The following is a 25376-nucleotide window of genomic DNA, read 5'->3' as shown; positions in this document are numbered from 1 at the left end:
AAACTGCTTTCTCATACGTTGGGCATTTTTGCCAATTTTAAACAAGGTAAAAGTCAACGCGACTGGCTTCAACAAGCCAACGTCATAGGATGTTAAAGTCGAGCATCGCGTGAAGTTAATGCCAGTTTGCCCTGAAAGTTTATCTCTATTCTGAAAAACGATATCTGCCAAAAAATCGGCGACTTTCCGTATCCTCGGCGAGTGAGCTAAATCAGACTGAATCACAAGCCAGATGGGTCTATCTATACCCAAGTCACGCGAAACACAGATAAGCCCGGTATTACTGGCCGCAATATGGGGTAATACAGCCAATCCAAGCCCTTCACTTGCTGCTGTAATCTGAGTAAAAATTGATGTTGTTGAGATTGAAAGCGGACGACCTTTTAGAGTCTTTTTAAGCCAGCTAACAGAAGGAAGTTGTGAGTATTCACCTGTCCAGCCAATAAAGTGAGCATTGTCATATTCCCCTTGAAATAGACCAGAAGCGCAGGTCGCCAAATAGTCTGTGCTTCCATAAAGACCAAATCCCAACGTTCCCAGTTGACGAACATTAACATGACCTTGTTCAGGCCTGATGATGCGGAGTGCTAAGTCAGCATCGCGGCGGTGAAGATTAACAGGGTAGAGATCGGTTGTTATTTCCAGTGCCAGTTTTGGATGATTTTTTTGTAAGATGGACAAGCCCGGTATAATTAAATGATTGGCTAACGTCTCCAGCGTTGCAAGTCGTACTGTTCCCGCAATGGCGGCTCGTATATCAGCTTCAAATAGAAATGAGCTTGCTGCCATTTCCATGGCCTCGGCCTTTTCCAATAGCTTTGCGCCATCTTCTGTTAGCCGATACCCCGCCTGATGTCGTAAAAATAAAGGCATCCCGAAAGTGGATTCCAGTCGTTCGATTTTTCGCGATACTGTTGCCACACCGATACCAAGAGTATCTGCTGCCTTACTGATAGTGCCCATTCGTGTGACTGTTAAGAATACTCGAATATCATCCCAAATAAGTGATTGCACGATGTGATTTCCATTTATGAAAAACTGATTACCAATATTGTCTAAATATTTCAAATTTGAAAGATGCCACAATGATTTTGCTAAAAGTAATTCAGTTTAGTGGGTGAAAGATCGAAAAATTAAGGTAAAGGATATGAGAACAACATCACAGATCGCGGTTATGCTAACGTTAATTGCAACATTCTTTTGGGGATCAAATTTTCAGGTCACTAAATTTGCTCTTGTGAGCCTGCCTCCGTGGACAGCTTCTGTTGAGCGCTTTTTTTTTCTTTGCGGTCATCTGTATTTTCATTTTCTTGGCATGGAAAGAAGGAATTCATGGCAAGGTTTTGAAACAAAACTGGCGAGAATTTATTATTCTTGGGGCGATTGGCGTCGCAGGATTCAATGGCGCTTTTTTTGTTGGTCTTCAAAGCGCAAGTCCGATCACGGCTGCGTTGATAGTCGCTACGACGCCTATTTCTGCCAATATTTTCGAAGCCATTATATACCGTCAGTTACCTGATCTTATGCGTATAGTTGGCATGGCGATTAGCTTATCAGGCGTTGCTTTAGTCATTACCAATGGTCAGTTGGTTTTAGGTGGTGAAATTCAGGTAGCAACCAGTGATATGATCATTTTTATCGGGAGTCTTGGTTGGGCGATGTATACAGTAGGGATACGGAAGTTTATTAAAAATGCGACACCATTGGAGACGACCAGTTGGACGATGTTTTTTGGTGCAATTATATTGGCTTTTATTGCATTTTTTATTGAGTCACCCATCCCTGCATTATCATCTGGAACGTTTGAAAGCCATTTGGCCTGTATTTATATAGGCATTGGCGGCTCCACAATTGCTTATCTTTTTTGGAATATGGGAGTTGCAATTCGCGGAGCAGGAAAGACGGCGATATTTTTCAATTTTGTTCCGATTTTTGCACTTATTATCCAGGTGATTATGGGCAACATGCCTAGTTTGGCACAATTGGTTGGTATCATTATCACTATTGTGGGGGTATTGTTAGGGCAGGGAGTAATGGTTGTGAAGAAACCATTTAAAGGGCGGTTAAATAACCCGTAGCAGTGGAATAGGCTGCAAATTATTGCAGGGATTATGCTGATTTTCCCTGCAATACAACCTGAATATAAAATTCATTGGATATAGTTAAGCATTTTGCTTTCAATCTTTTTTCCTTAACCTTCTGAACGCTTGATAATATTGTCCAAATCACTAACCTTGAGGTCAGTATTGAGATACTCATTCTTACTTGGCAGGTGAATTTTTACGTCTTGCTTCATTTCATAGCTTAAAAGGCCATTTTTCAGTTGAAATCCGAAGACATGCCCGCCATTTTTTCGGGCATCATCGATAAAATGAAGGTGAATACCCGCTACCGAAATACCTTGAAAGTGTTCGGGTGTCCAGAAACCAATCATTACACCAGAGATATCATGGAGTGTTTCTTCAGATTGTTCTGCTATTGCTTCAATAAAGGGTTTGTAAGGTTTTTCCTGATGATTGGTTCGTCGAAACCAAACATCTTCAAAGAGTCCTTCAATTTTTATTGCCACGAAAATATTATCTATGTTTGTTTGAGCAGATAACTGTGAGTAAATATCTTTCTTACTGATATGTGAAACAGGAAATTGATCGTCAGGATTAAAATGTGTTAGTTGTGCAAAAGGCAGTTGCTCATGATCGGTTAATTGACGTATATTTCCCGCCCCTTGGATCTCAAAATAGGTATCATCCAGTGCAATCATTTCACCCGCGAGTGCATGTGAGCAGCCAATGCCGAATGAACCACCATGGCTGATTTCTGATATTTTAAACATTCCATCAAAGACGCCGGATACTAAAGCATGAATGGTAGAATACTGATTTATTGTCAGGCTTTTCATATGCCTTCTCCCTTGCCATCACACAAAAATGAGAAATAAATTGAATATCTATGGCGAATATCTCAGATTCTTATTAGGTATTGAATTAATATCGTTAGCTATTAGTCATGTCAAGTCAATTGTATTTATAAATTATTGTCATTAGATATGAAATTCATCCATTCATTAATTTCTGTTTTGATTTTTCTTTTATTTAAGTTTTTAATTCACTGGTTTATCAAGGGTTAGTTATAAAAAATAAGGTATTGTTTTTATTAAATATATTAATATTATCGGTGTTGATTTGAGGTTGTTAATTGGTTAATATCGATTGTTTTCACTGCAATATAAGGCGTGGTATTAATATGGCATGTGCCATTAAGAATGAATTAAAAGCATTATTTGTTAATCTGGTGAATAATGAAGTGAAACTTTCCTTTGGATTTTTGAGTTATCATTCCATTTTATTGATGTGTTATTAAATTTAATGTTTCTCTTTAGAAATATTTTTATTCTTTTAAAGAGCTGTGCTCAAAATCTTCACATATTGCATATATGTTGTGGTTTCTGTGTTCAATCCCTGTAGGGTTGCCTGAAACAATACACACTGACTGGGATTGGATTGTCATATCAACGTATTTCTGTTGATCTTGGTACATTTGCAAATAAGTTCGATATTTGGCCTGATGGAATGGAAAATCTTTCATTATCCGAATAAGTAACCTTTCCTGCTCGTAATGTCTGATTAGGATTATTCGACAAAATCTTTTCTGGGATAAAATTGCTGGATAGGATAGGCGGAAAATGCTAATTGCTTACCTTTTAGATCAAAAATAGCTGTTCGTGCACTGTCTGAGCCAATATCAACACCAATGAAGTATTGTTGCTCCACGTGATACCTCTTTATTTTTATGTGGAACCAGTATTCAGCGTAATTGGAAATATCTGACGGATTATCATTGATAAAAATAAAAACTAACATACAATCACCATGGTAACTAATTTATTAGTGGAGGATTGGTATGGAAAAGTTTACTGATAAATTAATTAGCCTCGATAGATTTCTTTTACGGATAGTGCGTTTCCTTTTGCACGCATTTATTATCTTTTTGATCGGCATTATTCCCGGCGTATTGGGGTTTTTCCTGATTGAAAGCCATGCTATACCTGATGCAATATTGAATTCTGTTTCAATGATTGGAACTCAAAATTTACATATTGAACCAGTCAGTATGCTGGGAAAATATTTTGCAGCCATTTATGGACTATTCCTTCAGGCTATCTTTTTCATCGCAATTGGGATGGTGGTGACGCCTTTTGTCCATCGAATACTGCACAATTGGCATATTGATGATGATGATGATGAAGATGATGATACACGAGATAAATAATTTATCGTTTATTTGTATTTTCATTTTTTAAGCTGCAATTTGGAAGCTATTAGTTATTATTTATATGACGCGCTAAAAATCGGGGAAATTATTATGGTGAACATGGGGTTTTTGATGAAACATGATAGTAATGTCGTTCAACCTCAGATATAAGGTTTTTCCTATAAATTTTGGCAAAGGTGGGAGTGAGGTCATGAATCAAGGTCGTTGTTTATGTGGTTCTGTTGGTATAAAAACCGGTCAAGGCATTGAGGAAGTTAACGCATGCCATTGCAATACGTGTCAAAAATGGAATGGAGGCCCATTTTTATCCGTAGACTGTAAGGATGATTTACAAATAGAAGGGACTGAAAATATTTCAACATATTCATCCTCAGAATGGGCAGAACGAGCTTTCTGTAAAAAATGTGGTACACATCTTTTCTATCACTTACATCATCCCAGTGCTTATTATGTTCCAGTTGCCTTGTTCGAAAATAATCATTCTAGTAAATTATCTCGCCAGATTTATGTAGACAGCAAGCCGAAGTATTATAATTTTGTTGAAAAAACGCCGATGTTGACTAAACAAGATATTCTTAATTTATTTAAATAATTGTTACAATATGAATGGGGTATATTACTCCCCGTTCATATTATGGTGGATTAAAGTGGGCTATTATGAATAATATATTTATATGTTGTTCTGAAAAGTATTAATCAAGGCTATGTGGTCAAAATATTTCATAATAAACAGAATGATTAAAATAATTTACTTTATTGATATGTAACAATTTTCTTTCTGTTTCGTACTAATGTTAGTATAATCCGTTAACTCGTCAAAAAGATTTCCCTCTCACCCGAGAGAGAATGCTGTCTTCTTTTTAAATTATCTTATGAAAATCATGAAGATAAAATAAACATATTAGCTTGGTTTTGGAACTTATTAATTTATCACTATTTCAGTGGGTATTACATTAGTGGAGATGTTGTTTGATTAATGTTTTATTAGTTGATGACCATGAACTGGTTCGCATTGGTGTGAAAGGTATCCTTGATGATGCAAGAGGAATTAAAGTCGTAGGAGAAGCTGGAAGCGGAGAAGATGCGGTCAAATGGTGCAGATCAAACGGCACAGATGTTGTGATTATGGATATGGGAATGCCCGGAATCGGAGGGCTTGAAGCAGCCAAAAAAATTATCCGCTATTCACCTGATATACGAGTGATTATGCTAACTATCCATACTGAAAGCTCTTTGCCGACAAAAGTGATGCAAGCAGGAGTCAGGGGGTATTTGAGCAAAGCGGCAACGCCTCAGGATATGATTAATGCGATTCGAACAGTTTATGCTGGTCAGCGCTATATTTCCCCGGATATTGCCCAGCAGATGGCGCTCAATCAATTATCTCCCCAAAAAGAAAATCCATTGGATGAACTTTCAGAGCGTGAATTACAAATCATGACAATGATAACCCAAGGTCGTAAGGTTAATGAGATTTCTACACTGCTTAATTTGAGTCCTAAAACGGTGAATAGCTATCGTTATAGAATGTTCAGTAAACTAAATATCAATGGTGATGTAGAATTGACCCATATAGCAATACGCTGTGGATTGCTTGATACACAAGATATAGTGAACCACGGTGGGTGAGACAATTTGATGGGTGGAAATCGTGGCAGATCAATTTGATTCAAAGACATTTTTAAAAACAGTCACTAGTCAGCCGGGTGTTTACCGAATGTATGACGCCTCTGGTACGGTGATTTATGTCGGCAAGGCCAAGGACCTGAAAAAACGGTTATCCAGCTATTTTCGGACACAAGTCAGCAGCCGTAAAACAGAATCACTGGTGAAAAATATCGTTCAGATAGACGTCACTGTCACTCACTCGGAAACTGAAGCGCTTCTGCTCGAACACAACTACATCAAACTTTATCAACCTCGTTATAATGTATTGCTACGAGATGATAAATCTTATCCTTACATTTTCTTAAGTGGTGATATTCATCCTCGTCTGACATTATACCGTGGCGCTAAACACGCGAAGGGCGAATATTTCGGGCCGTTTCCCAATTCCCATGCTGTGCGTGACACTTTGATTTTATTGCAGAAATTATTTCCTATCCGTCAATGTGAAAACAGTGTATATCGCAATCGCTCAAGGCCTTGTTTGCAATATCAGATTGGTCGTTGCCTTGCTCCTTGTGTTAAGGGGTTCGTAACAGATGAAGAATATCAACAGCAGGTTGAATATGTTCGCTTGTTTTTAGCAGGTAAGGATCAACAAGTACTGACTGAATTGGTGGGTAAAATGGAAAAGGCCAGCCAGCAACTTAGATTCGAAGATGCTGCTCGTTACCGCGACCAGATTCAAGCTGTACGACAAGTGACTGAACGGCAATTTGTTTCTGGTGAGGGGGATGACCTTGATGTTATTAGTGTCGCCTTTGAATCAGGTATGGCCTGTGTGCATGTATTATTTATCCGTCAAGGAAAAATATTGGGCAGCCGGAGTTACTATCCCAAAATTCCTGTTGATACTAAATTAGATGAAGTAGTACAAACTTTCCTTGGCCAATTCTATCTTCAGGGCAGTCAAAACAGAACATTACCGACAGAAATCTTGCTGGATTTTGCGTTACCTGAAAAAGAACTGTTGGAAACATCACTTTCTGAATTATCGGGCAGAAAGATCCATATCCAAGCTCGCCCAAGAGGCGATCGAGCGCGTTACCTGAAATTGGCACGCACTAACGCAGCAACTGCACTAACCACGAAACTTTCCCAGCAATCAACAATCCATCAACGCTTAGAATCACTTGCTGCCTTTACTGGTCTCACAAAAATTGGGAGTATGGAGTGTTTCGATATCAGCCATACAATGGGAGAACAGACTGTTGCATCCTGTGTTGTTTTTGATAGTAACGGCCCTGTGCGTGCAGAATATCGTCGCTATAACATTACGGGTATCACACCCGGAGATGATTATGCGGCGATGAACCAAGTTTTACATCGTCGGTATAGTAAGGCGATTGATCAATCCAAAATTCCAGATATCATCTTTATTGATGGTGGTAAAGGGCAGCTCGCACGGGCAATAGAAGTTTTCAATTCCTTGGAAGTTGAATGGGATAAAAACCATCCCAAGCTGATTGGTGTTGCGAAAGGAAGTGATCGCAAACCAGGGTTAGAAACTTTATTTTTTGAAGCGGAGGGGGAGGGCATGGCGCTTCCCCCTGACTCACCAGCCTTACACGTTATTCAACATATTCGAGATGAATCTCATAACCATGCCATCACCGGTCACCGTCAGCGCCGGGAAAAAGTGAAAAAGACCAGTACACTGGAATCAATAGCAGGTATAGGGCCGAAACGCAGACAAATGCTGCTAAAATATATGGGTGGATTACAGCCTTTACGCAACGCAAGTGTAGAGGAGATCGCAAAAGTGCCTTCTATTTCTTATGCATTGGCAGAAAAAATCTATAATGCGTTGAAACACTAAGAGTATTGATGCACCATACTGATAAACTTTACATGGCCAGATAGTTACTAAGCATTATGCAATTAAATATTCCAACATGGCTTACCCTGTTTCGTATTGCCTTAATTCCATTCTTTGTTTTGGCATTTTACCTGCCATTCCAATGGGCACCGATGTTGTGTGCCATTATCTTTGTTATCGCTGCTGCAACGGATTGGTTTGATGGCTTTCTTGCCCGTTTATGGAAACAGACAACGCGCTTTGGGGCATTTCTTGATCCGGTAGCAGATAAAGTTATGGTTGCCACTGCGTTGGTGCTTATCGCCGAACATTATCATACGTGGTGGATCACACTGCCTGCTGCGACAATGATTGCTCGCGAGATCATCATATCCTCCCTACGTGAATGGATGGCAGAATTGGGAAAACGTAGCAGTGTGGCTGTTTCATGGCTGGGAAAAATAAAAACCACTGCACAAATGGCGGCATTAGTTGCTTTATTATGGCGTCCTTGTGCTGAACTGGAAGTGGGGGGATTCATCTTATTATATGCTGCTGCGGTATTGACGTTCTGGTCAATGTTTCAATATTTGAGCGCTGCATGGGTTGATTTGCGTGAAGGTTGATCGAAGTGACGTAAAAATCAGCGAACGAGCGAGTTTTCTAAATAATTGTGTTGACTCATTTCGTGAAATAAGTAGAATGCAACGCATCGAACGGCACATAAGGTTTACAAAACAAGTTAAGTAAATCAACAAGTTCGAAGTGAGGCGGGAATAGCTCAGTTGGTAGAGCACGACCTTGCCAAGGTCGGGGTCGCGAGTTCGAGTCTCGTTTCCCGCTCCAAAAAAAAGGCGCGTTGGCAGAGTGGCCATGCAGCGGATTGCAAATCCGTCAACCTCGGTTCGACTCCGGGACGCGCCTCCAAATTTAGCCCAGGTGGTGAAATCGGTAGACACAAGGGATTTAAAATCCCTCGGCCTTTAGGCTGTGCGGGTTCAAGTCCCGCCCTGGGCACCATATATAAGTTTACTAACGTCTACTCTAGTAAACTAACTCTTAGAAAGACCTGATAAATCAATCAGGTCTTTTCTTTTTTGGTCTACTCTGGTCTATTGCAATCAACATACTCGACGGGGCATAATTCGGGGCATCTACACTTCTATTTTAAATGTGCCCCTAAATGAAACTAAATGCCCGACAGGTTGAGACAGCAAAACCCAAAGATAAAACCTATAAACTTGCCGATGGTGGTGGATTATATCTGGAGATCACTTCACGCGGTTCTAAATACTGGCGCATGAAGTATTACCGCCCCACAGATAAAAAAGAAGACCGACTGGCTTTTGGTGTCTATCCTACCGTTTCTTTAGCTGATGCCCGCGCTAAACGTGATGAGGCCAAAAAGCTCATTGCTCAGGGCATTGATCCCAAAGCGGAGAAAAAAGAAACACACGCAGCATCAAAGGGAAAACATACTTTTGAAAAAGTCGCCCGTGACTGGCACGCCAGCAATAAACGTTGGAGTGAAGATCACGGTAACCGTATCATGCGTAGCCTTGAGCATTATATTTTCCCTCATATTGGCAGGCTAGATATTTCCACTTTGCGGACAAGCCAGCTTTTAGCCCCGATCAAAGCCGTTGATGTCGATGGCAAACATGATATTGCCCAGCGTTTGCAGCAGCGTGTAACTTCCATTATGCGATATGCCGTTCAGAACGATATTCTTGATTCCAATCCAGCTAATGATATGGCGGGTGCCCTTTCCACTGTCAAAGCTAAACATCACCCCGCTCTGCCTCACGAACGTTTACCCGAATTTTTAACTCGCCTTTCTCGCTATCATGGACGTTTGATCACTCGCATTGCGGTAGAACTGACATTACTAACCTTTGTCCGTTCCAGTGAACTGCGATTTGCCCGTTGGGAAGAACTCGACCTTGAAAAGGCAGTCTGGAAAATTCCCGCCACAAGAAAAGCTATTGAGGGCGTTAAATTCTCCGAACGGGGCATGAAAATGAAAACCGAGCATATTGTTCCGCTGAGCCGTCAGGCCGTTAATTTATTTAAATCATTGCGCGAGTTGAGCGGCGAATGTGAAGTGATGTTCCCTAACGACCATGACCCACAAAAAGTCATGAGTGAAAGTACCGTTAATAATGCCTTGCGCGGCATGGGGTACGACACCAAAATCGACGTTTGTGGGCATGGTTTCAGAACAATGGCTCGCGGTGCAATGGGGGAATCGGGATTATGGAACGATGATGCCATCGAACGCCAGTTAAGCCATGTGGAAAGAAAGAACGTCAGAGCCGCCTATATTCACACCTCTAAACATCTGGACGAACGGCGGTTGATGGTACAATGGTGGGCGGATTATCTGGATGCCAACCGGGAAAAACATATCACGCCGTATGATTTTGCGAAGAAGTATCGGAAATAATTTGTATTCATCTCAAACAAATTGAGTATATGATTGTTTTTTAGACTATGTTGGCAGTGCCAACATAGTCTGTTTTTCAAGCAAGAGAATACTGATGACGACAAACACGAAAGAAGCCTATTGGAATCGGATGGTTCCTGAACTGACTGTAACTAACTTTTCTACTTCGCTGCATTTTTATATTGAAGTGCTTGGTTTTACTCTCTTGTTCAGGCGTGATGAACCTGATTTTGCCTACATCTGTCTCGGTGAAGCACAACTCATGCTTGAACAATATCATCCGGAAGGCTGGAATACCGCAGAACTAGTCAGGCCGCTAGGTCGGGGTGTGAATTTTCAAATTGAAGTCGATGATATTGAACTCATATTTTCTCGACTTCAGAATAATAATATCACGCTATACCGCGCTCTTTGTGATAACTACTACAACACAGGTGATACAGAGTACTGCCAGAGAGAATTTCTGGTTCAAGATCCAGATGGTTACCTTCTCCGTTTCAGCCAGTATATCGAATAATAACTTAAAGAAATTATAACGGATAATTTGTACATTTTAGTTTCATTATTGTACTAATTCCGTACAAATACCATCAGTTCAAAGTCGTAGAAAATTCAATATGTCTATTTTTCATACTTTGCTGGCACTGACAGCAAAGTATGCTTTTCGTACAAAATATAAAGGCTAAAGTCATACGCTCAAATCTTGTCAATGATTTATTCTGCGATTCTTGTATCGTCTACCTTTTTAATTGTCATCATAAATATGATGTTTTTTTAATCTTTGTTGTCTCAGGCAACAGAGGATAATTTTTGCACCAATAAAATCAAAAACAAAAAATATATCATTAATTCAATCAGTTAATTGAAAGTTGATATTGCATCTATATCACTGCTTATTTTATAAACTTGTGTGCCCGTGGCAAAAAAGTCTATTTTTCATCCTGTCAATATTTAATTATACAAATTGGATAAAGAGTTTACGCTTTCAATTAAATCGAATTTTTAAATAATCCTCTGTCATCAAATAACGTCTACCAAGGTATTTCAAGGACTCGATAACAGGGGGTATACATGCCAACGATTACAACACCTAAAGAAAGTTTTATTCGCCTGCCAGAAGTTCAACGCAGAACGGGCTACAGCAAGGCATGGATCTACAGACTTATCAAAGAAGATAAATTTCCGAAACAAGTCAAAATCGGCCCTCGTTCAGTTGCGTTTATTGAATCAGAAATTGATGGTTGGGTAGATCAGCGGATTGCTGAGTCTCGTGGAGCTTAATAACGTGTACTTACCGTTTGATAGAAAGACAAAAAAGGGTGGCATTTGCCTACCCTCAATTTGTTTTCTTCAGGAGTTTGGCTCAATACCTCTTGACTGCAATTCTCTACGAACGATTCGCTTAATCCATGCAGATAAAGACTCATCACCATCTTGTGCCTGGGCAATCTCCATTAGTGCTCGCAATTCAGGATCAAGTCTGAATTGGAATGGAGGATTACCTCGGCGAATATTTTTGTGTGTTGACATGTCAATTACACTCGCTGTAATGTGTTTATGTGTCATTACACATTACCTATATCAATATGAAAAAACAACGCCCCAGTGTGCTGGAACACATCTGAGGCGTCTAACCAATAACAGTTAATTGGAGTAACGATAATGGCTGATACACAGTCTAACCAAACTCACCCTAAATTTACACATTCAGGTAATGCAGACGGACAAAATCCGCTTGAGCTTATCCAAACTGTGAAAAGATCCGCCATGTACCATTGGGAAAATCTGCTGCCTGCTTGTGGTGTTACTGTTCCTGCAAAGGGAAAACATGGTGCCTGTCCGGTTTGTGGTGGTACTGATCGCTTTCATTTTATTGACGATCACCATCACGGTAACTGGCACTGCCGTCAGTGCGATGTACCTAACTATGGTGATGGGCTGGATTTAGTCACAAAAACCAAAGAGATCTCAATTCTTGAAGCAGCAAGGATTGTTGCAGATGCACTATCGCTACCTTTGCCAGAACCTAAACCTGCCAGAGAAATGATTTATCCAGCACAATCTATTGCTGAAAAAGTATCGGAATTAATGGCAAAAACTGTTGCTGGACAATCGTCCTATCTGACAGCAAAAGGGTTGCAATATCCTCATCAGTGTCTGCTGGATGAGGGTTCATTGTTACTGCCTTTGACAACGATCAACAAAAAAATCACCGGCGCGCAGATCATTAAGCCAAACGGCGAGAAAAAATTATTATCCGGCAGTCAGAAAAAAGGTGCATTTATTACTGTATCAGAACTGGAAGAACAATCTGATACAGTCATTATTACCGAAGGTTATGCCACTGCGCTGACGGTAAACCAACTCTGTGAAGGCACTGTTCTGGTAGCACTGGATGCCGGTAATTTACTTTCTGTTGCCAAAGCTGTTCGGGAACGCTGGTCTGAGACGAAAATCATTATTGCGGCTGATAATGACTGGCATCACTCCGGTGAACTGGATAAGAACGGCAAGCTCAGAGTGAATATCGGTAAGATTTCAGCAGAAAAAGCTGCACTTGCCGTGAATGGCTGGGTCACACTACCACCGACTGAGTACAAAGCAGATTGGGATGATTATCGTCAACAACATGGTATAGATATGGCAAAAATGGCCTTTTCTCAGGGAATTTACCAGCCGATATCAACCAAAAAAACCACTCAGATTAATGATTGCGAACCTTCGAAGCTAACATTATCTCAGATGGGTGCCAGCCAACGAGGTGAAGTTTTACTGGCACGTTATAACGATAATCTGGCATTAGATGGTGCTTCAGAAATAGTTCATTACTATGATGATATTGTCTGGCATCCGATCAGTGATCGTGATTTAAAGCGGGAAATGGTCGCTGCTTTTATGGAAGAAAAACAGCCCTACTCACCGCATGGTATCAGTTCAGCTGTGGATGCACTGAAATTACAGCTTCCCATGATGCAACCGCCAAAACGCCATTTAATCGGCTTCAGTAATGGCGTGTTTGATCTGAAAATCGGGCAATTCCGATCTCATCGTAAAAACGACTGGTTATTACTTGCCAGCGATGTGGAATTTAATTCTCCTGCTGCGGGAGAAACACTGAATGACCATGCACCACACTTCTGGCATTGGCTTAATCGGGCAACTGCCAACTGTGAGCATAAATTCGAACGAGTATTAGCCGCATTGTTTATGGTGCTGGCAAACCGTTATGACTGGCAGCTTTTTCTGGAAGTGACCGGCGCCGGAGGTAGTGGCAAAAGCATCTTTGCTGAAATCTGTTCAATGCTGGCAGGTAAAGGGAATACGGTATCAGCAAGTATGGCGGCACTGGAAAATCCACGGGAACGGGCACTAATTGTGGGGTATTCGCTGATTATCCTGCCAGACCAGACTCGCTATGTGGGTGATGGTTCCGGTATCAAGGCGATTACAGGCGGTGATGAAGTCGCTATTGATCCAAAACACAAACAACCCTACTCAACGCGCATTCCTGCGGTAGTGTTGGCCGTCAACAACAATGCGATGAGTTTCAGTGATCGCAGTGGTGGTGTGTCGCGGCGTCGGGTGATTTTCAACTTTTCTGAAGTTATACCGGAAAATGAACGTGATCCGTTCCTGCGGGATAAAATTGCAGCGGAATTACCTGTCATTATCCGGCATCTGCTGCATCGTTTTATTGATCCACGAGCAGCAAAACGTTTACTGGTAGAACAACAGAAATCAGAAGAAGCATTAGACATCAAACGCGGCACCGATCCCTTAGTGGATTTCTGTGGTCACTTGATTGCATCTAATGAAGCTGATGGATTGTTAATCGGCAATGCGGAAATTATGCCGTTTAATCCCTGTAAGTATCTCTACCATGCTTACCTTGCTTATATGAAAGGTAACAATCTGAATAAACCGGTTTCTGTCACCCGCTTCGGTATGGATATGCCGGGTGCACTGGCAGAATATGGTCTGCATTACCTGCGTAAGAAAAGCAAATACGGCATTCGCAGTAATATAAGCCTGAATATTGATACCGCCAACGAATGGCTGCCAAAACTGACAAGGAATGACCAGCCAGAAGAGTAGTTTTTCCTGAGTGCAGTTATTTTCAAAGAATTATAAAAAAGTATTCACCTCTATTCATCCTATGATTTAAATCAGATATATCAAGGCATTATAGGATGAATAGTTATTTTTAAACTGTTCAAAACTATTCAACGCTATTCACCGCTTTTCTGATTTCAGGTGAACGCTTGGATGAAGAGTGATGATGAGTTTAATTTCAAGTTATCATCATTTAATATGTTGAATTTAAATAAAAATATTTTAAAGTGAACAGGTGAACAGTTTTATGGCTAATTCTTTTATAGGGGGGAGTTAGATAAAAATCATTTTTCTGGTAGGTGTTTTTCAGCTCTCAGATTGACCGGGCTAATACATTAACCCGGTCAATCTGAGAAGACAAGCGCAGCGCGTCAGTGTCAATCTGAATAATTCTTTACCCACGGTTCGGCAATCGCCAACGTGATTAAATATCGTTCTTCGTTAAGATGCCGATCATCTTTGAAACGTGCCATAATTAACATGATCTGATATTGTTCACCTGCCTGCCAATAGGTCGATTCGGAGCCTATTAAACTACGAAGTTTGGCTCGTAATTCTGGCGTGTTAGCTAAAGCTGGGGACTCCTTAGCTAGAGTCAGAACCCAACCCGCGTTGCGCCACTGATCTTGTAAATCCAGTACAATTTTAATTGCATCGTCATAAAGTAGCGGTTCTATTTGTGGAGACATTCGTACTGTCTCAATGATTCCTTTATTATAAGAAACAGTGAAAAATGTTGCCGGCGGGGTAATAAATCCATATTTCGGATCGGTAAAGCGTAAACGTGCATTCGTTTTTGGGACTCTGAATCCGATGCTATTATCGTATGCTGGGCTAATTTTAGCACTGGAGCGCTGCCGCATCGCGTCATAAGGCTCTCCAATCACCAAAGCTATTTCTGCAGGTTCACGGGAATTAATGGAACAGTATAGATAAGCAGCGATTAAACTAAGAATGATTAATAATGCCAATATTAAACGTCCGCGGTGTTGCCTTATACGTTGCCACAGACTCATTTTATACTTCGTCCATAAGAAATAGTCCGAAAATAGGTGTAAGGAGATAATATTCTCACACCTATCTAAATTTGCGTTATTGGTTTATCCACGGTTCTGCAATCTGCAGTGTAATCAAATATCGCTCTTCATCTGGATGTCGGTCATCTTTAAAACGCGCCATATTTAACATTATCTGATACTTTTTAGCTGCTTGCCAAAAAGTCATTCCAGCCCCTTTCATTTTACGAAGGCTATCATGCAATGCTGGTGTATTAACCAATGGATTATATTCCCTGGTAAGCTCCCAGCCTCCTTTGCGCCACTGTTCTTGTAAATCTAACACAATTTTGATCGCATCATCATAAAGTAATGGCTCTATTTGTGGTGACATACGCACACTAGTAATTACTCCGTCATCAAACATAACTGTAAAAAATCGCGCTGGAGGCGTTAGAAATCCATATTTGGGGTCTATAAAGCGTAAACGTGCATCCGTTTTTGGTATGTTATACCAAGCATGGCCTGGGATATGAGGGTCAATAGTAGCACTAGAACGTTGTCGCATATCATCGTAAGGTTCACCGATCACTAGGGCTATCTCGGGATCTCGGGAATAAAAAACATGATAGAGATAGATAATCGTCAGACCAAAAATGATGGATAATATTATGATTAAACTACCACGCCGTAGTCCTATGATTTGTAATAGGTTCATCCTACACCTCCACCTGAAGCAATTGTTTGTATTGATTTTTCGATTACACTTCGTTTGTTGTTATGTAACAATTCATTAAACCGTTGTGCAGCTCTAAGAACGAAAGGCATACGCTGCTCTACCTCAGCAAGATTAGCTAATGGATCATTACTAAATTGAATGGTTCGCTCGTCGCCATCATCAAGTTTGCACTGGCTGGCCAGTGTTAATTCGATAGACTCTGTTATTCCAGCAGGAAGAATATTTGTAACAAAGGCCGCATGATTGCTACGCAATAATCCAACTAAAATGCGATCACTGTACATTGAAGTTTGTAGTATATTAACCTGTTCATGGTAGGCGAGATGCTCAACACTTTTAACAATATTACCCGAGTCTATCGCTCCAAAGGTTTGGAGTATCTCTTTGTAAGGAAGACCAAATTCCAATTTTTCTTGCTCTATCGGCCACAATACTGGGAATTTGTTATTACCGTAGATAGTCTTACGTACAGATAGGCAAGTTTTAAGTTCCTCTAATCCACGTTGCTTGTAGAAAGCATGTAGTGGATATACATCCAAAAATAATGCTGTATTTCCGAGCGCCATCATTTTATAGACATAATTAAATGATTCTTGTGCTGCCTTTGACATTCCTATACGTTTAAGTTCGTCGGGCGAAGGTACTGATGGTAATGGCGATGATGGTAATGATGATAAATTTGAAACCGTTTCTGTTGCTGCTGATATAGTTGTTGCTGCTTGCGCTGGTGATGATGGAAATAATATTGTTGCTGCTGTTGTTGAACCCGATATGGCTGTTGATGATCCTGAAAAAACTGGCGATAGTGGATTGTTTTTACTAGCTTGCTCAAGTTCTTCTTTAGCCTTAGCGCTACTTTCACTTTCACGAATAGTAATCGTTGGAAAATTCAGCTCAAATTCTCTCTCTTGTAAGCTTTCACGTCTACGAAGTATAGCTTTATCTTCAGCTTGCATCTTTTTGATCATCACAATAGCATGCAACAATCCACATCCCACCTGCTTCGAAGCAAAAGCCGCAAGGCCAGCCCACTGAAAACGGTTATCCTTTAACCATATACTGGCGTAAGTCTGATTGATGCGTTTATTCCGTGCTATCGGATCGGCAATTAGTTTACCTCCCGGAGCTACAATATCTTCGGCCTCTTTCTGATATCGGTGCCAGAGACATTCTGCGGTGAGGATAGGCACATCAACCACTTTTCCATATTTTTCATCATTATAGGGCTTACATTCTGCAAGAGATTTGGTACTCCTGTTTAAGGTTAAGCTATCGTATCTGTGTTGTTTAAAAAATTTAACCTCTTCCTTTCTGACAGGAAAACGGGGCGATATTTCAACAAAAAGCGGGGTTGTCGTTAAAACTTCGTCTCTGCTGACACCATTCCCATCAGACACACCCTGCATGATTTCTGATTCACCTTTTAGCAACGTAAAGGACTTGTTAGGTATTGGTTTACCTGTGTAATCCGCTATCAGCCGGATACGAGCCGTCCGTTGAGCTAACTTATCGCAGTCGGGACAAATCACTGAATTATTACTCATCATGCTGCTCCTGTTTTTTTTCTTGTTCCATTGCCAGCAGGTAATCTTGACCAGATGCTTTTTCAATAAAATAGCCAGTATCAAGTTTTTGTCTCAGCCACTGTTCAATCTGCTGTTCCAGATTTCCGATAGGTTGATCCAGTTGTTTCGCGATCTCTCCATGGTTTTCCCATAAATCACAATAAATTGAATTATTTAATGTTTTTAAACCATATGAGGAGCGAAGCCAAACTGTTTGCAGATGCTCACCCAGCGTAAACGGAATGTCAGGATTGCCTGCTGTACATTCATCAGGACGGCAAAACGGCGTTGGCTGAGGTGTATCGACCATCAGTTCTATGACCGGTGACAGCATCAGTGACCAGTCGCTGGGCGTGAAAGCAGGGATCATCGCACCAAAAACGCGAGCATCCATGATACGAAACAGTACCTGCTCGCCATTCATCATCACCAGTTGGCGGTGTTGCCAGTGAGCAAGCTGCTCCTGCCACGGTATTGCACTGCGATACGCCCAGCCCCAGCTGTTATCACTGAGTGTGTGCTTATCCAGCATGTCCCCTATCTGATATAACTGACTGCTTTTGGCTTGAACCAGCCACGGGCTGTGTTTCAGCATTTTGTACATCGGTGTCCCGCTGTAGAGCGGAAAAGCCTGTTCAACCCAGTCATTGAGGTAAAACTGCTCCACCGGATTGGGCTGCGCCAGTGAATTGAGGATAAAGAATACCGGTGTCTCACTGGGTTTATTCAGCCATGCCTGCCAGCTCGTTGCGGTTTCTGTCATTATTTTTTCCATTATGATCATTCCTTTTTGGCAGGTTTAATCGCCGGACTGACATCCTGCTGTGCCAGTAACGGGCAGTAAGGATGTGCCGGAAACTCCACCATCGGCAACGGTGCTACGCCTTCCGGCAGTTGCAGTGCCAGTCCGCGTCCGCTGCCACCGGAACCCTGACCGACATGAATCGGCGAGGATAAAATGCCGCCCGGTGTGACTTTCAGGAAGGTGCCGCCCACTTTCAGCGTGATTTCTGCTGCCGCTTCCAGCACCACTTTGCCTCCGCTTTTCAGGTGGATTTCCTGCCCGCTGTCAATCACCGTGGCATCGCCGGTTTGAATATGCTGGCTGCCCGCGATATGGTGTGATACATCGCCCTCAGTAGTGATTTTTCGGCTGCCTTGTACCCGATGATGGTCATCCGCGCGGATATCGTGGTAACGGTTATTATCAATGCGCTGTTTTTGGTCATGTTTGATATGCCAGAGCACGTCATTTTCAATCTGGGCGGTAAAATCTTTCTGCCCGTGGAAGTAGATTTCCTCGCTGCCTTTCGCATCCTCAAAACGCAGTTCGTTAAAGCCTTTACCTTTGTGGGTTTTGGTTTTAAAGGTGGTACGGGTTTTAGCAGCAGGTAAATCCAGCGGCGGACGGTTCAGGCCGTTGTAAACGCAGCCAGTGACAATCGGACGGTCAATATCGCCGTTGAGATAGGAAATAATCACTTCCTGCCCGATACGCGGTATCGCCATAAAGCCGTAGCCGTTACCGTTCCAGCCCTGCGCTACCCGTACCCAGCAGGACGCGCCGTCATCCGGGTCATCGTAGCGGTTCCAGTGGAAATGAATTTTTATCTCACCGTTTTTATTGACGAAAATTTCTTCCCCTTCGGGGCCGACTACGATGGCGGTTTCATCGCCATCTGCCAGTGGTTTGTAGTGGAACGGCGGACGCCAGTCCACAAGTCCATCAATAAAGCTGAAGGTATTGCTCAGCGTCGTGCCGTCACCGCTGTTATCGCCAAACGCCTGTGGGCAGCGCCCGTGATGGCTGATACCGACCACCTGCCAGCGCGCATTCATTGGTTTGTGCGGGTGATTTTTGATTTCGAAGATTTTCCCCGGCATCAGTTTGATGCAGTTACTGTGAGCGCTGCCGGTTTGCTTCTGGTTATCCAGCGCCTCCTGCCGGTATTTCAGGAACGGCTTAGCAGCGGCATCTTTCTGAAAACGGCCGTAACTTTCAAACACGGTATACGGCGTCTGGCTGCCGAAATCACGAAAACCCTCACTGCTTTCCATATGAGAGAGGTGATAACGCGGCTTTTCCGGGTTGTAATCTTTGTGCAGGCTACGCTGCGGACTCATGCCAACGCCTAATCGCACCTGATAAATGGTATCAACGCCGTAAGCGGTTTCCGGCTGGGGCTGGTATTGCAACGGCAAGCCCGCCGTCATCCCCAGATGGCTGTCACTGAAAAACAGGGTTTCATCCTCAAACCAGAAGCTCATCCCTTCTTCTGCTGCCAGACGGCTGAAAAATGCATAATCGGATTCCCGCTTTTGTGTCGCATATTCTCTGTCCTGATGGGTATCGTAGAGCTTGGAGTCCGCTTTAACGTGGTGTTTTTTCAGCAGACTGTTCAGTATAGCAGGCACATTTTGTTGATGAAAAATCCGGCTGTCCTGATTGAGTGTCAGACGCCAGCCGGCAGGCCGCACGGTCAGGGTGTACAGGGTTTTGTTGCCGTCGGTGCCAATCCAGTCGGCATGGGAGATAATACCGGTGATTTTGCGCTGCAAGGTTTCATCCTGAAACACCTGCAAAACCGCCTGCTGCATCAATAATGACGCTAAATCAATCTCGGCCTGCGGTTTAAACGGGTTTTCGTTGCCTGCTCTGACCAGCGTCAGGTTCAGGGTAAACAGGTCGGATAATCCCTCCTGAAGCGAGAATTCCCCCACCGCAAAGGTGTCTTCCGGCACTCCTGCGATAGTACAGACAAAACGTAATCCACTTTTCATGATAATAGTTTCCTTCTGAAGCGTTGTACGTGTTCCTTAATTCATTACATATCCGGGCGCAATCCATCGACCTGCCAGAACTGCCACAGTGCGGTACGGCTGGCGGGTGTAAAAATTTCCAGCATGACAAAGGTGGACTGACTAACAAAACAGGCCATCGCCTGATTGATGAGACGGCAGAAGCGGTACATTTCACCGGGGGTGCGATAGCAATCGGGGTTCAGGGTGAGAGTCAGCAGATGCCCGCGAATGGGCTGCCCTCGCTTCAATCGGTCAGTCAGGTGCTCCTCGATCCGCAGAATGCCGTCAATATGTTGCTGAAACTGACGGCTCAACGGGCGATTTGTGTCAGTGTGCGGGTCAAACAGGCGGAGAAATAGCTTCAGGCTGTCGAGGGAAAAGAGCATCATTGGTGGGCTGGACAAACCGGAAATCAGCGGCCAGCCGGTTTCTTCCCGTAATAATGGCGGATAATCGCTGGCAATGGGGGTGATATTTTCGACATTGAGGTGCGAGGGAGAACTTTCTTCCGTCACGGTAATCGTGCCGGATGGCAATGTCATTACTGATTCGTGGTAACCGATAAAGTGTGCGGATACAGCGATATCGGGTAAATTATCCGCAGCTTTGCCTGTGACATCAAAAAAGCACAACTGATGTTGTACGCGGCCTAAAAAATCCCGCTCCGTCTGAAGCTGATAATAGAAGGTATTCGGTTGCTCATCCTCATCCCGGAATCGCCCGGTGGGGATAAACTTCTCAATCGGCAGCCAGTGGTAAGGGGTACCCCGTTGCTCATCATCACTGGGTTGCTGCACCACCTGAATATCCTGCAAGCGGAATAACTGCACTGACTCGCCCAGTGGCAGCGGATAACGGTGATTCTCTGCTGTCAGTTGCACCGGCGGGCTGGTATGATTTTCCCGGTGAAGAGCAGGCACGCAGCCCAGAAAAAACGCCTCATCCACGTCATCCAGCGGCAGTTCACCTTCAAAACGAAAAATCAGCTCAAAGGTGCCATCCGCATTCAGCGGCAGTGTTGCCCGGCTGCGGCTGATATCCAGCGTCATAAAGTGATAAAGTTCTGGCTGCGCGTAATATTCCAGTATCGGTTGCAGGCCGGCATAGGTATTTTGCGGCATCGGCAGCAACGGCTCATCCAGCAGGTTATGCCAGCCATAAGGCAGAGTATCCAGTTTTCGGCGCTCGCTCTGCGCATTCACGCTGACATCACTGATATGCTGATCTAACCACAGGCTGAGCTGGGCAGCGCATTCGGTATCGGTGCCGAGAAAAAAGGTTAACGCGCCCGTTTGCCAGACAGAGGACATGACACCGGTCTGGCGCAATGTCAGAACAATTTCGCTGTGGGTTTCGGTTTTTCTCACTGCCCGCTGTTGCACGATCAGCGGCTCAATATGCAGCGGACGACGGGTTTTAAAGGTCAGTAATTGCCCGTTCAGACTGGCAGAAACGGCGGTACCCGCCGGAATATCTGCCGTACCCTGATGTTCATCATCAACCGGCGTAAACTGCAACAATGTGGCGGGCGGAATGGGACTTAATGCCAGCGGCCAGATGCGGGACAACAGTTCGTTAACAAGTTCAGGAAATTCATCCTCGATTTTATTCCGGATGCGGGCGACTAACAGGGCAAAGGCCTCAAAAACACGCTGAATATCGGGATCATGAGAATCGGTGAGAAATTCGGCTAAATGCGGTGATTCCTTTGCGATACGCTGCGCCAAATCCCGCAAATAAGCCCGCTCGTGCAGATACCGCAGTTCCTTGTTGTTTTTCATTATGTTCTACATTTCTTATGTTATTTATTTTTATCTTGAAGGTTAAATAATTGTACACACACATCAATAAAATTAATCAACTAATTAAATCCAATTTTAATCTGATTTTGGCGGAATATAGTGGAAGTAGCAGAATGTGCATGAGAATTCAGACAAAAATAAGTCTAATCAAAGTGGTACGGGTTTGACTCTCCTCACCTTAATCATTAATATCTTTCCTTACCTAATATGATCCGTTGCCTGAAAGGATCAGCGTCAAGCGGCAACACAAAACTCCCGTAGCCTGAAAGGGAGTGCTGTTATTGCGGTACATCTGCTCACCTTCGGAAGCAGATATTGTCAGACGGGGTCTGGCAATGAAGGTTTCTTAAACAAAAATACGCCCCAAAAGGGTGTTTATTCTGTCACCAATGTGTACTGAGCGGTGAGCTCATGCACTGGATTTTTACAACACATTCATAGACCTACCCTGCCGAAAGTAGTCAGCCGATCATTTATCTACACGGCAACAATCTACGCATTGCAATTATTTGAGATTAAACCTTGCAGCGTTTTGCTGCGCCTGCTGGCCTTTCAACGCTGGCATCACTTTTGCTGACTGTTCACGAAACGCAAGGCGTCACTTTCCGTCGGTTTACCGCTGAAAGTGACGCCGCAGCCAAAGAACAACCGAACCCTGACAGGCTCACGCCTGCTTAACCACTCAGTGAATCTGACACTGCATTTTTAGATTGAAAAAGGAGAACTTGACGATATCGAGGCTGGCTTTTAGCCGGTGGGGATGACCTGCACACGCAGGCGGCAGTACCGCGTACTCAACCGATACCCCGCAATACCTCAACCTGCATTCACTCTGGCGCACAGATATCGATCAAGGGCAAAACAGGTATTTTCTGTTTTGTCAGAATGGTCGCGCGCCAGAGATCGCATGTTGTTAGGTATAAGAGCGGGAGAAGCTGATGAGTCGATTGATTAAAGAATTAAAATTTTTTGCCCGGCAAGGTGGCGGCAGCCATAAAACTTGCCATGACCGTATTCGGATCGTCGGACGTTTGGGCGCGCTGTTATTGAGCCTGAATATTCAGGTTAAAAGCCTCAGCCATTTGAAAACCAAGCATGTGGAACATTACGTTGATGCGCGTTTATCTCAGGGGGTTGCCAAGCGCACGGTGCAAAATGAAATGTCCGCACTGCGGAATATCTTCCGCATGGCAGGCAGGGAAAAGCTGGAAACTTCGCCGCGCCTGAGTAATAGGGCATTGGGATTAAGCGGCACCAACCGCGCCGGAACGAAACAGGCAATTCCTGATGCTACATTTCAGGTTGTTTATCAGAAGGCACTTGAACGTGATGCCGGATTTGCTGTCACACTGAAACTTGCCCGATTGCTGGGATTACGTTCTCAAGAAGCGGTGCAATGCAGTGCTTCACTGAAAAGCTGGCGTAAACAATTAGAACAACCAGAACCGAAACTGCATGTTGTTTTCGGTACAAAAGGCGGCCGACCAAGGCAAACCCGTGTATTGGATATTGCTGCGGTCAAAGTTGCTGTCGAGCAAGCGATTATTATCGCAGAACAACGTAACGGCAGATTGATTGATAAACTCGATCTCAAACAGGCCATGAACTACTGGCGAACGCATACCACAAGGATTGGTTTAACAGGCTGTCACTCTCCTCATAGTCTGCGCTATGCGTGGGCGCAGGATGCATTGAGTTTTTACCAACAGAATGGTTTTAGCCGTCAGGAATCAAGAGCACTGGTTTCAATGGATTTGGGGCATGGAGATGGGCGTGGGCGTTACGTTGAGCGGGTTTATAGTCGTTAAACTTAGTCGTTCGGTTATTGTGTTAGGTAAAACAATCAGTTAAAGTATTCTCGCCATTGGCAAAATCCAATGGTCAAGGTTTAGCAGCCTTGAGTCAAGAACACTGGTAGGATGTTTCTACCAGTGCGCCTGCGCTCACCCTTTCAATGGTGGTTCAGGTGGGGGAGACTCACGTCTCGCCGGAATCTTGACCCGGTCTGCTAACCCTGCCTTGAATCACCACCATCAATGATTAATTAATGGAAGGGGTAGCAGGAATGAATAACAACAATATTCAAAATGACTGGCATCAAGCAGATATCATCGCAGCCTTACGTAAGCGCGGTACAACCTTAGCGGCTCTCTCTCGCAAATCTGGACTCAGTTCGTCTACACTGGCAAATGTACTTAGCAGACCGTGGCCTAAAGGCGAGTGGATTATTGCTAATTTTCTTGAAATCCATCCCTCAGAAATCTGGCCGAGCCGGTATTTTGATCGGCATGGTCAGCTGATTGAGCGTAAGATTCGCAATAAATCACAGAAATAATCTACTTTAATTTGTAATCTAGTTTGTAAATGATAATTTTTCACCTAAAACCTTGAGCGTGAAATGATAGAGCCTTTTCTGATGGCAATACTCAGCCAATTCAGTCGCATTGAGTGTAGCGGTTTCAATAATAACCGCCAGTCGGGCCGGTAATTGGCAACAATCATGCCGTCAGATAACCATCAAGGGATTAAGCCCGTTAATGAGCTTTCGACGCATGGTTGTTACTTTTCTTCGAGAAACCCGAACAATTGCTTGAAACAAAATTCGCATTTGCAAGAATGGGAGCCGAAGAACCATGACTGAAATGATTTGTGTCGGTATTAATGTTGCCAAAGGACCCTGTTTTTAAATTTGTGTAATTGCCTGTTTCGATTATGTTTAACTAATCAACTAAGACAGGTGATAAAATGGACGAAAAACAGTTACAAGTTCTGGCGACTGAGCTGGCTAAAAGTCTCAAAACCCCGGAAGATCTCAGTCAGCTCTCCCGTTTCCTCAAAAAATTGACGGTCGAAGCCGCACTTAAAGCGGAATTAGCGACGCATTTAGGGCATGAAAAACATCAGCCAAAATCCGGCTCTAATACCCGTAATGGCTACTCTTCTAAAACTCTCCTGACTGACGAAGGCACATTGGAATTACAAATTCCCCGTGATCGGGAAAGTACATTTGAACCTCAAATTGTGAAGAAAAATCAGACCCGTATCACAGGTATGGATGAACAAATATTGTAAGCGGCCAATTAAGCAGTGTATTTACATGATGTCGCCCATATTCACGTTCCACGGGAGCAGATCGTGCAGAGGATCGTTGGGATGGCGTTTGGGGAGCTCCGTAAAAA

23 protein-coding genes, 3 tRNA genes and 3 pseudogenes are annotated in these 25376 nt (G+C 43.2%); 19 read left to right on the top strand and 10 right to left on the bottom strand.

Annotated elements, in window-relative coordinates:
- Positions 1–96: pseudogene (locus AAC854_RS24335) on the top strand (IS982 family transposase); the annotation flags it as partial.
- A gap of 78 nt (positions 97–174) precedes the next feature.
- On the opposite strand, the pseudogene AAC854_RS15170 reads toward AAC854_RS24335, so the two are convergent.
- Positions 175–1014 (bottom strand): annotated as a pseudogene (locus AAC854_RS15170) (LysR family transcriptional regulator); the annotation flags it as partial.
- A 296-nt stretch (positions 1015–1310) separates the two neighbouring features.
- Here AAC854_RS15170 and AAC854_RS15165 point away from each other — a divergent pair.
- Complete coding sequence (locus AAC854_RS15165; RefSeq protein WP_340617838.1) at positions 1311–2078, top strand: DMT family transporter; 768 nt, start codon at positions 1311–1313, stop codon at positions 2076–2078.
- A gap of 113 nt (positions 2079–2191) precedes the next feature.
- Here AAC854_RS15165 and budA read toward each other — a convergent pair whose 3' ends face one another.
- Positions 2192–2899: an acetolactate decarboxylase gene (gene budA, locus AAC854_RS15160; protein ID WP_340617837.1), complete on the bottom strand. Its 708-nt coding sequence runs from the start codon at positions 2897–2899 to the stop codon at positions 2192–2194.
- Between the two features lie 730 nt (positions 2900–3629).
- Positions 3630–3860, bottom strand: coding sequence for a hypothetical protein (locus AAC854_RS15155; protein ID WP_340617836.1), 231 nt, complete (start codon positions 3858–3860; stop codon positions 3630–3632).
- Between the two features lie 40 nt (positions 3861–3900).
- Here AAC854_RS15155 and AAC854_RS15150 point away from each other — a divergent pair, with 40 nt between their 5' ends.
- From AAC854_RS15150 to AAC854_RS15100, 11 genes are all read left to right on the top strand, one after another.
- Complete coding sequence (locus AAC854_RS15150) at positions 3901–4269, top strand: hypothetical protein (RefSeq protein ID WP_340617835.1); 369 nt, start codon at positions 3901–3903, stop codon at positions 4267–4269.
- 193 nt (positions 4270–4462) lie between these two features.
- Positions 4463–4864, top strand: a complete 402-nt coding sequence (locus AAC854_RS15145; protein ID WP_340617834.1) for a GFA family protein — start codon at positions 4463–4465, stop codon at positions 4862–4864.
- 377 nt (positions 4865–5241) lie between these two features.
- Positions 5242–5901 (top strand): UvrY/SirA/GacA family response regulator transcription factor, encoded by a 660-nt coding sequence (gene uvrY / locus AAC854_RS15140; RefSeq protein WP_340617833.1) that lies wholly within the window; start codon positions 5242–5244, stop codon positions 5899–5901.
- A 22-nt stretch (positions 5902–5923) separates the two neighbouring features.
- On the top strand, positions 5924–7756 hold the full coding sequence (gene uvrC / locus AAC854_RS15135) for an excinuclease ABC subunit UvrC (protein ID WP_340617832.1): 1833 nt from the start codon (positions 5924–5926) through the stop codon (positions 7754–7756).
- Between the two features lie 56 nt (positions 7757–7812).
- Positions 7813–8361, top strand: a complete 549-nt coding sequence (pgsA, locus tag AAC854_RS15130) for a CDP-diacylglycerol--glycerol-3-phosphate 3-phosphatidyltransferase (RefSeq protein ID WP_340617831.1) — start codon at positions 7813–7815, stop codon at positions 8359–8361.
- Positions 8362–8505: 144 nt separating this feature from the next.
- Positions 8506–8581: transfer RNA gene (locus AAC854_RS15125), tRNA-Gly, on the top strand.
- 7 nt (positions 8582–8588) lie between these two features.
- Positions 8589–8662: transfer RNA gene (locus tag AAC854_RS15120), tRNA-Cys, on the top strand.
- 6 nt (positions 8663–8668) lie between these two features.
- Positions 8669–8755 (top strand) — tRNA-Leu (locus AAC854_RS15115).
- Positions 8756–8918: 163 nt separating this feature from the next.
- Positions 8919–10181, top strand: a complete 1263-nt coding sequence (locus AAC854_RS15110) for a tyrosine-type recombinase/integrase (RefSeq protein ID WP_340617830.1) — start codon at positions 8919–8921, stop codon at positions 10179–10181.
- Between the two features lie 94 nt (positions 10182–10275).
- Positions 10276–10698, top strand: coding sequence for a bleomycin resistance protein (locus tag AAC854_RS15105; RefSeq protein WP_340617829.1), 423 nt, complete (start codon positions 10276–10278; stop codon positions 10696–10698).
- A gap of 554 nt (positions 10699–11252) precedes the next feature.
- Entirely contained in the window at positions 11253–11462 is a 210-nt protein-coding gene (locus AAC854_RS15100; protein WP_340617828.1) for a helix-turn-helix transcriptional regulator, read from the top strand.
- 69 nt (positions 11463–11531) lie between these two features.
- Here the strand turns inward: AAC854_RS15100 and AAC854_RS15095 are convergent, their stop codons facing one another.
- The gene (locus AAC854_RS15095; protein WP_340617827.1) at positions 11532–11711 is read right to left on the bottom strand and encodes a YlcI/YnfO family protein; all 180 of its coding nucleotides are present in this window, start codon (positions 11709–11711) and stop codon (positions 11532–11534) included.
- Positions 11712–11843: 132 nt separating this feature from the next.
- On the opposite strand from AAC854_RS15095, the gene AAC854_RS15090 reads away from it, so the two are divergent.
- Positions 11844–14276: a toprim domain-containing protein gene (locus tag AAC854_RS15090; RefSeq protein ID WP_340617826.1), complete on the top strand. Its 2433-nt coding sequence runs from the start codon at positions 11844–11846 to the stop codon at positions 14274–14276.
- A 395-nt stretch (positions 14277–14671) separates the two neighbouring features.
- Here AAC854_RS15090 and AAC854_RS15085 read toward each other — a convergent pair whose 3' ends face one another.
- The 6 genes from AAC854_RS15085 to AAC854_RS15060 form a co-directional block, all read right to left on the bottom strand.
- On the bottom strand, positions 14672–15310 hold the full coding sequence (locus tag AAC854_RS15085) for a hypothetical protein (RefSeq protein WP_340617825.1): 639 nt from the start codon (positions 15308–15310) through the stop codon (positions 14672–14674).
- A gap of 76 nt (positions 15311–15386) precedes the next feature.
- Positions 15387–16007, bottom strand: a complete 621-nt coding sequence (locus tag AAC854_RS15080; RefSeq protein WP_340617824.1) for a hypothetical protein — start codon at positions 16005–16007, stop codon at positions 15387–15389.
- The gene (locus AAC854_RS15075) at positions 16004–17575 is read right to left on the bottom strand and encodes a DUF2515 family protein (RefSeq protein WP_340617823.1); all 1572 of its coding nucleotides are present in this window, start codon (positions 17573–17575) and stop codon (positions 16004–16006) included. The genes AAC854_RS15080 and AAC854_RS15075 overlap by 4 nt, the downstream gene beginning before the upstream one ends.
- A complete protein-coding gene (locus AAC854_RS15070) occupies positions 17565–18368 on the bottom strand; it encodes a DUF4123 domain-containing protein (protein WP_340617822.1) in 804 nt (267 codons plus the stop codon). The genes AAC854_RS15075 and AAC854_RS15070 overlap by 11 nt, the downstream gene beginning before the upstream one ends.
- Positions 18369–18373: 5 nt before the next feature.
- On the bottom strand, positions 18374–20374 hold the full coding sequence (locus AAC854_RS15065) for a type VI secretion system Vgr family protein (RefSeq protein ID WP_340617821.1): 2001 nt from the start codon (positions 20372–20374) through the stop codon (positions 18374–18376).
- 44 nt (positions 20375–20418) lie between these two features.
- Complete coding sequence (locus tag AAC854_RS15060; protein WP_340617820.1) at positions 20419–22176, bottom strand: type VI secretion system baseplate subunit TssF; 1758 nt, start codon at positions 22174–22176, stop codon at positions 20419–20421.
- A 543-nt stretch (positions 22177–22719) separates the two neighbouring features.
- Here AAC854_RS15060 and AAC854_RS15055 point away from each other — a divergent pair.
- From AAC854_RS15055 to AAC854_RS15035, 5 genes and pseudogenes are all read left to right on the top strand, one after another.
- Positions 22720–22875 carry a hypothetical protein gene (locus AAC854_RS15055; protein ID WP_340617819.1) on the top strand — a complete coding sequence of 52 codons (156 nt, stop codon included), beginning with the start codon at positions 22720–22722 and terminating at the stop codon, positions 22873–22875.
- Between the two features lie 82 nt (positions 22876–22957).
- Positions 22958–23152 carry a hypothetical protein gene (locus AAC854_RS15050; RefSeq protein WP_340617818.1) on the top strand — a complete coding sequence of 65 codons (195 nt, stop codon included), beginning with the start codon at positions 22958–22960 and terminating at the stop codon, positions 23150–23152.
- The gene (locus AAC854_RS15045; RefSeq protein ID WP_340617817.1) at positions 23136–24005 is read left to right on the top strand and encodes an integrase domain-containing protein; all 870 of its coding nucleotides are present in this window, start codon (positions 23136–23138) and stop codon (positions 24003–24005) included. The genes AAC854_RS15050 and AAC854_RS15045 overlap by 17 nt, the downstream gene beginning before the upstream one ends.
- Before the next feature lie 257 nt (positions 24006–24262).
- Positions 24263–24532, top strand: a complete 270-nt coding sequence (locus tag AAC854_RS15040; RefSeq protein WP_340617816.1) for a helix-turn-helix domain-containing protein — start codon at positions 24263–24265, stop codon at positions 24530–24532.
- 410 nt (positions 24533–24942) lie between these two features.
- A pseudogene (locus AAC854_RS15035) lies at positions 24943–25266 on the top strand (transposase); the annotation flags it as partial.
- Between the last annotated feature and the right edge of the window lie 110 nt (positions 25267–25376).

This window comes from Xenorhabdus entomophaga, assembly GCF_037996725.1.
In the GTDB taxonomy this organism is placed as follows: Bacteria; Pseudomonadota; Gammaproteobacteria; order Enterobacterales; family Enterobacteriaceae; genus Xenorhabdus; species Xenorhabdus khoisanae.
This window is presented reverse-complemented; position numbering and strand designations above follow the sequence as displayed.

Coding starts and splice junctions, on each gene's coding strand:
- AAC854_RS15065 (WP_340617821.1), bottom strand. CDS start 20,374: ATGAAAAGTGGATTACGTTTTGTCTGTACTATCGCAGGAGTGCCGGAA.
- AAC854_RS15070 (WP_340617822.1), bottom strand. CDS start 18,368: ATGGAAAAAATAATGACAGAAACCGCAACGAGCTGGCAGGCATGGCTG.
- AAC854_RS15085 (WP_340617825.1), bottom strand. CDS start 15,310: ATGAGTCTGTGGCAACGTATAAGGCAACACCGCGGACGTTTAATATTG.
- AAC854_RS15050 (WP_340617818.1), top strand. CDS start 22,958: ATGACCTGCACACGCAGGCGGCAGTACCGCGTACTCAACCGATACCCC.
- AAC854_RS15100 (WP_340617828.1), top strand. CDS start 11,253: ATGCCAACGATTACAACACCTAAAGAAAGTTTTATTCGCCTGCCAGAA.
- AAC854_RS15060 (WP_340617820.1), bottom strand. CDS start 22,176: ATGAAAAACAACAAGGAACTGCGGTATCTGCACGAGCGGGCTTATTTG.
- AAC854_RS15145 (WP_340617834.1), top strand. CDS start 4,463: ATGAATCAAGGTCGTTGTTTATGTGGTTCTGTTGGTATAAAAACCGGT.
- AAC854_RS15105 (WP_340617829.1), top strand. CDS start 10,276: ATGACGACAAACACGAAAGAAGCCTATTGGAATCGGATGGTTCCTGAA.
- AAC854_RS15095 (WP_340617827.1), bottom strand. CDS start 11,711: ATGTCAACACACAAAAATATTCGCCGAGGTAATCCTCCATTCCAATTC.
- AAC854_RS15110 (WP_340617830.1), top strand. CDS start 8,919: ATGAAACTAAATGCCCGACAGGTTGAGACAGCAAAACCCAAAGATAAA.
- AAC854_RS15150 (WP_340617835.1), top strand. CDS start 3,901: ATGGAAAAGTTTACTGATAAATTAATTAGCCTCGATAGATTTCTTTTA.
- AAC854_RS15080 (WP_340617824.1), bottom strand. CDS start 16,007: ATGAACCTATTACAAATCATAGGACTACGGCGTGGTAGTTTAATCATA.
- pgsA (WP_340617831.1), top strand. CDS start 7,813: ATGCAATTAAATATTCCAACATGGCTTACCCTGTTTCGTATTGCCTTA.
- AAC854_RS15075 (WP_340617823.1), bottom strand. CDS start 17,575: ATGATGAGTAATAATTCAGTGATTTGTCCCGACTGCGATAAGTTAGCT.
- budA (WP_340617837.1), bottom strand. CDS start 2,899: ATGAAAAGCCTGACAATAAATCAGTATTCTACCATTCATGCTTTAGTA.
- AAC854_RS15090 (WP_340617826.1), top strand. CDS start 11,844: ATGGCTGATACACAGTCTAACCAAACTCACCCTAAATTTACACATTCA.
- AAC854_RS15155 (WP_340617836.1), bottom strand. CDS start 3,860: ATGTTAGTTTTTATTTTTATCAATGATAATCCGTCAGATATTTCCAAT.
- AAC854_RS15045 (WP_340617817.1), top strand. CDS start 23,136: ATGAGTCGATTGATTAAAGAATTAAAATTTTTTGCCCGGCAAGGTGGC.
- AAC854_RS15040 (WP_340617816.1), top strand. CDS start 24,263: ATGAATAACAACAATATTCAAAATGACTGGCATCAAGCAGATATCATC.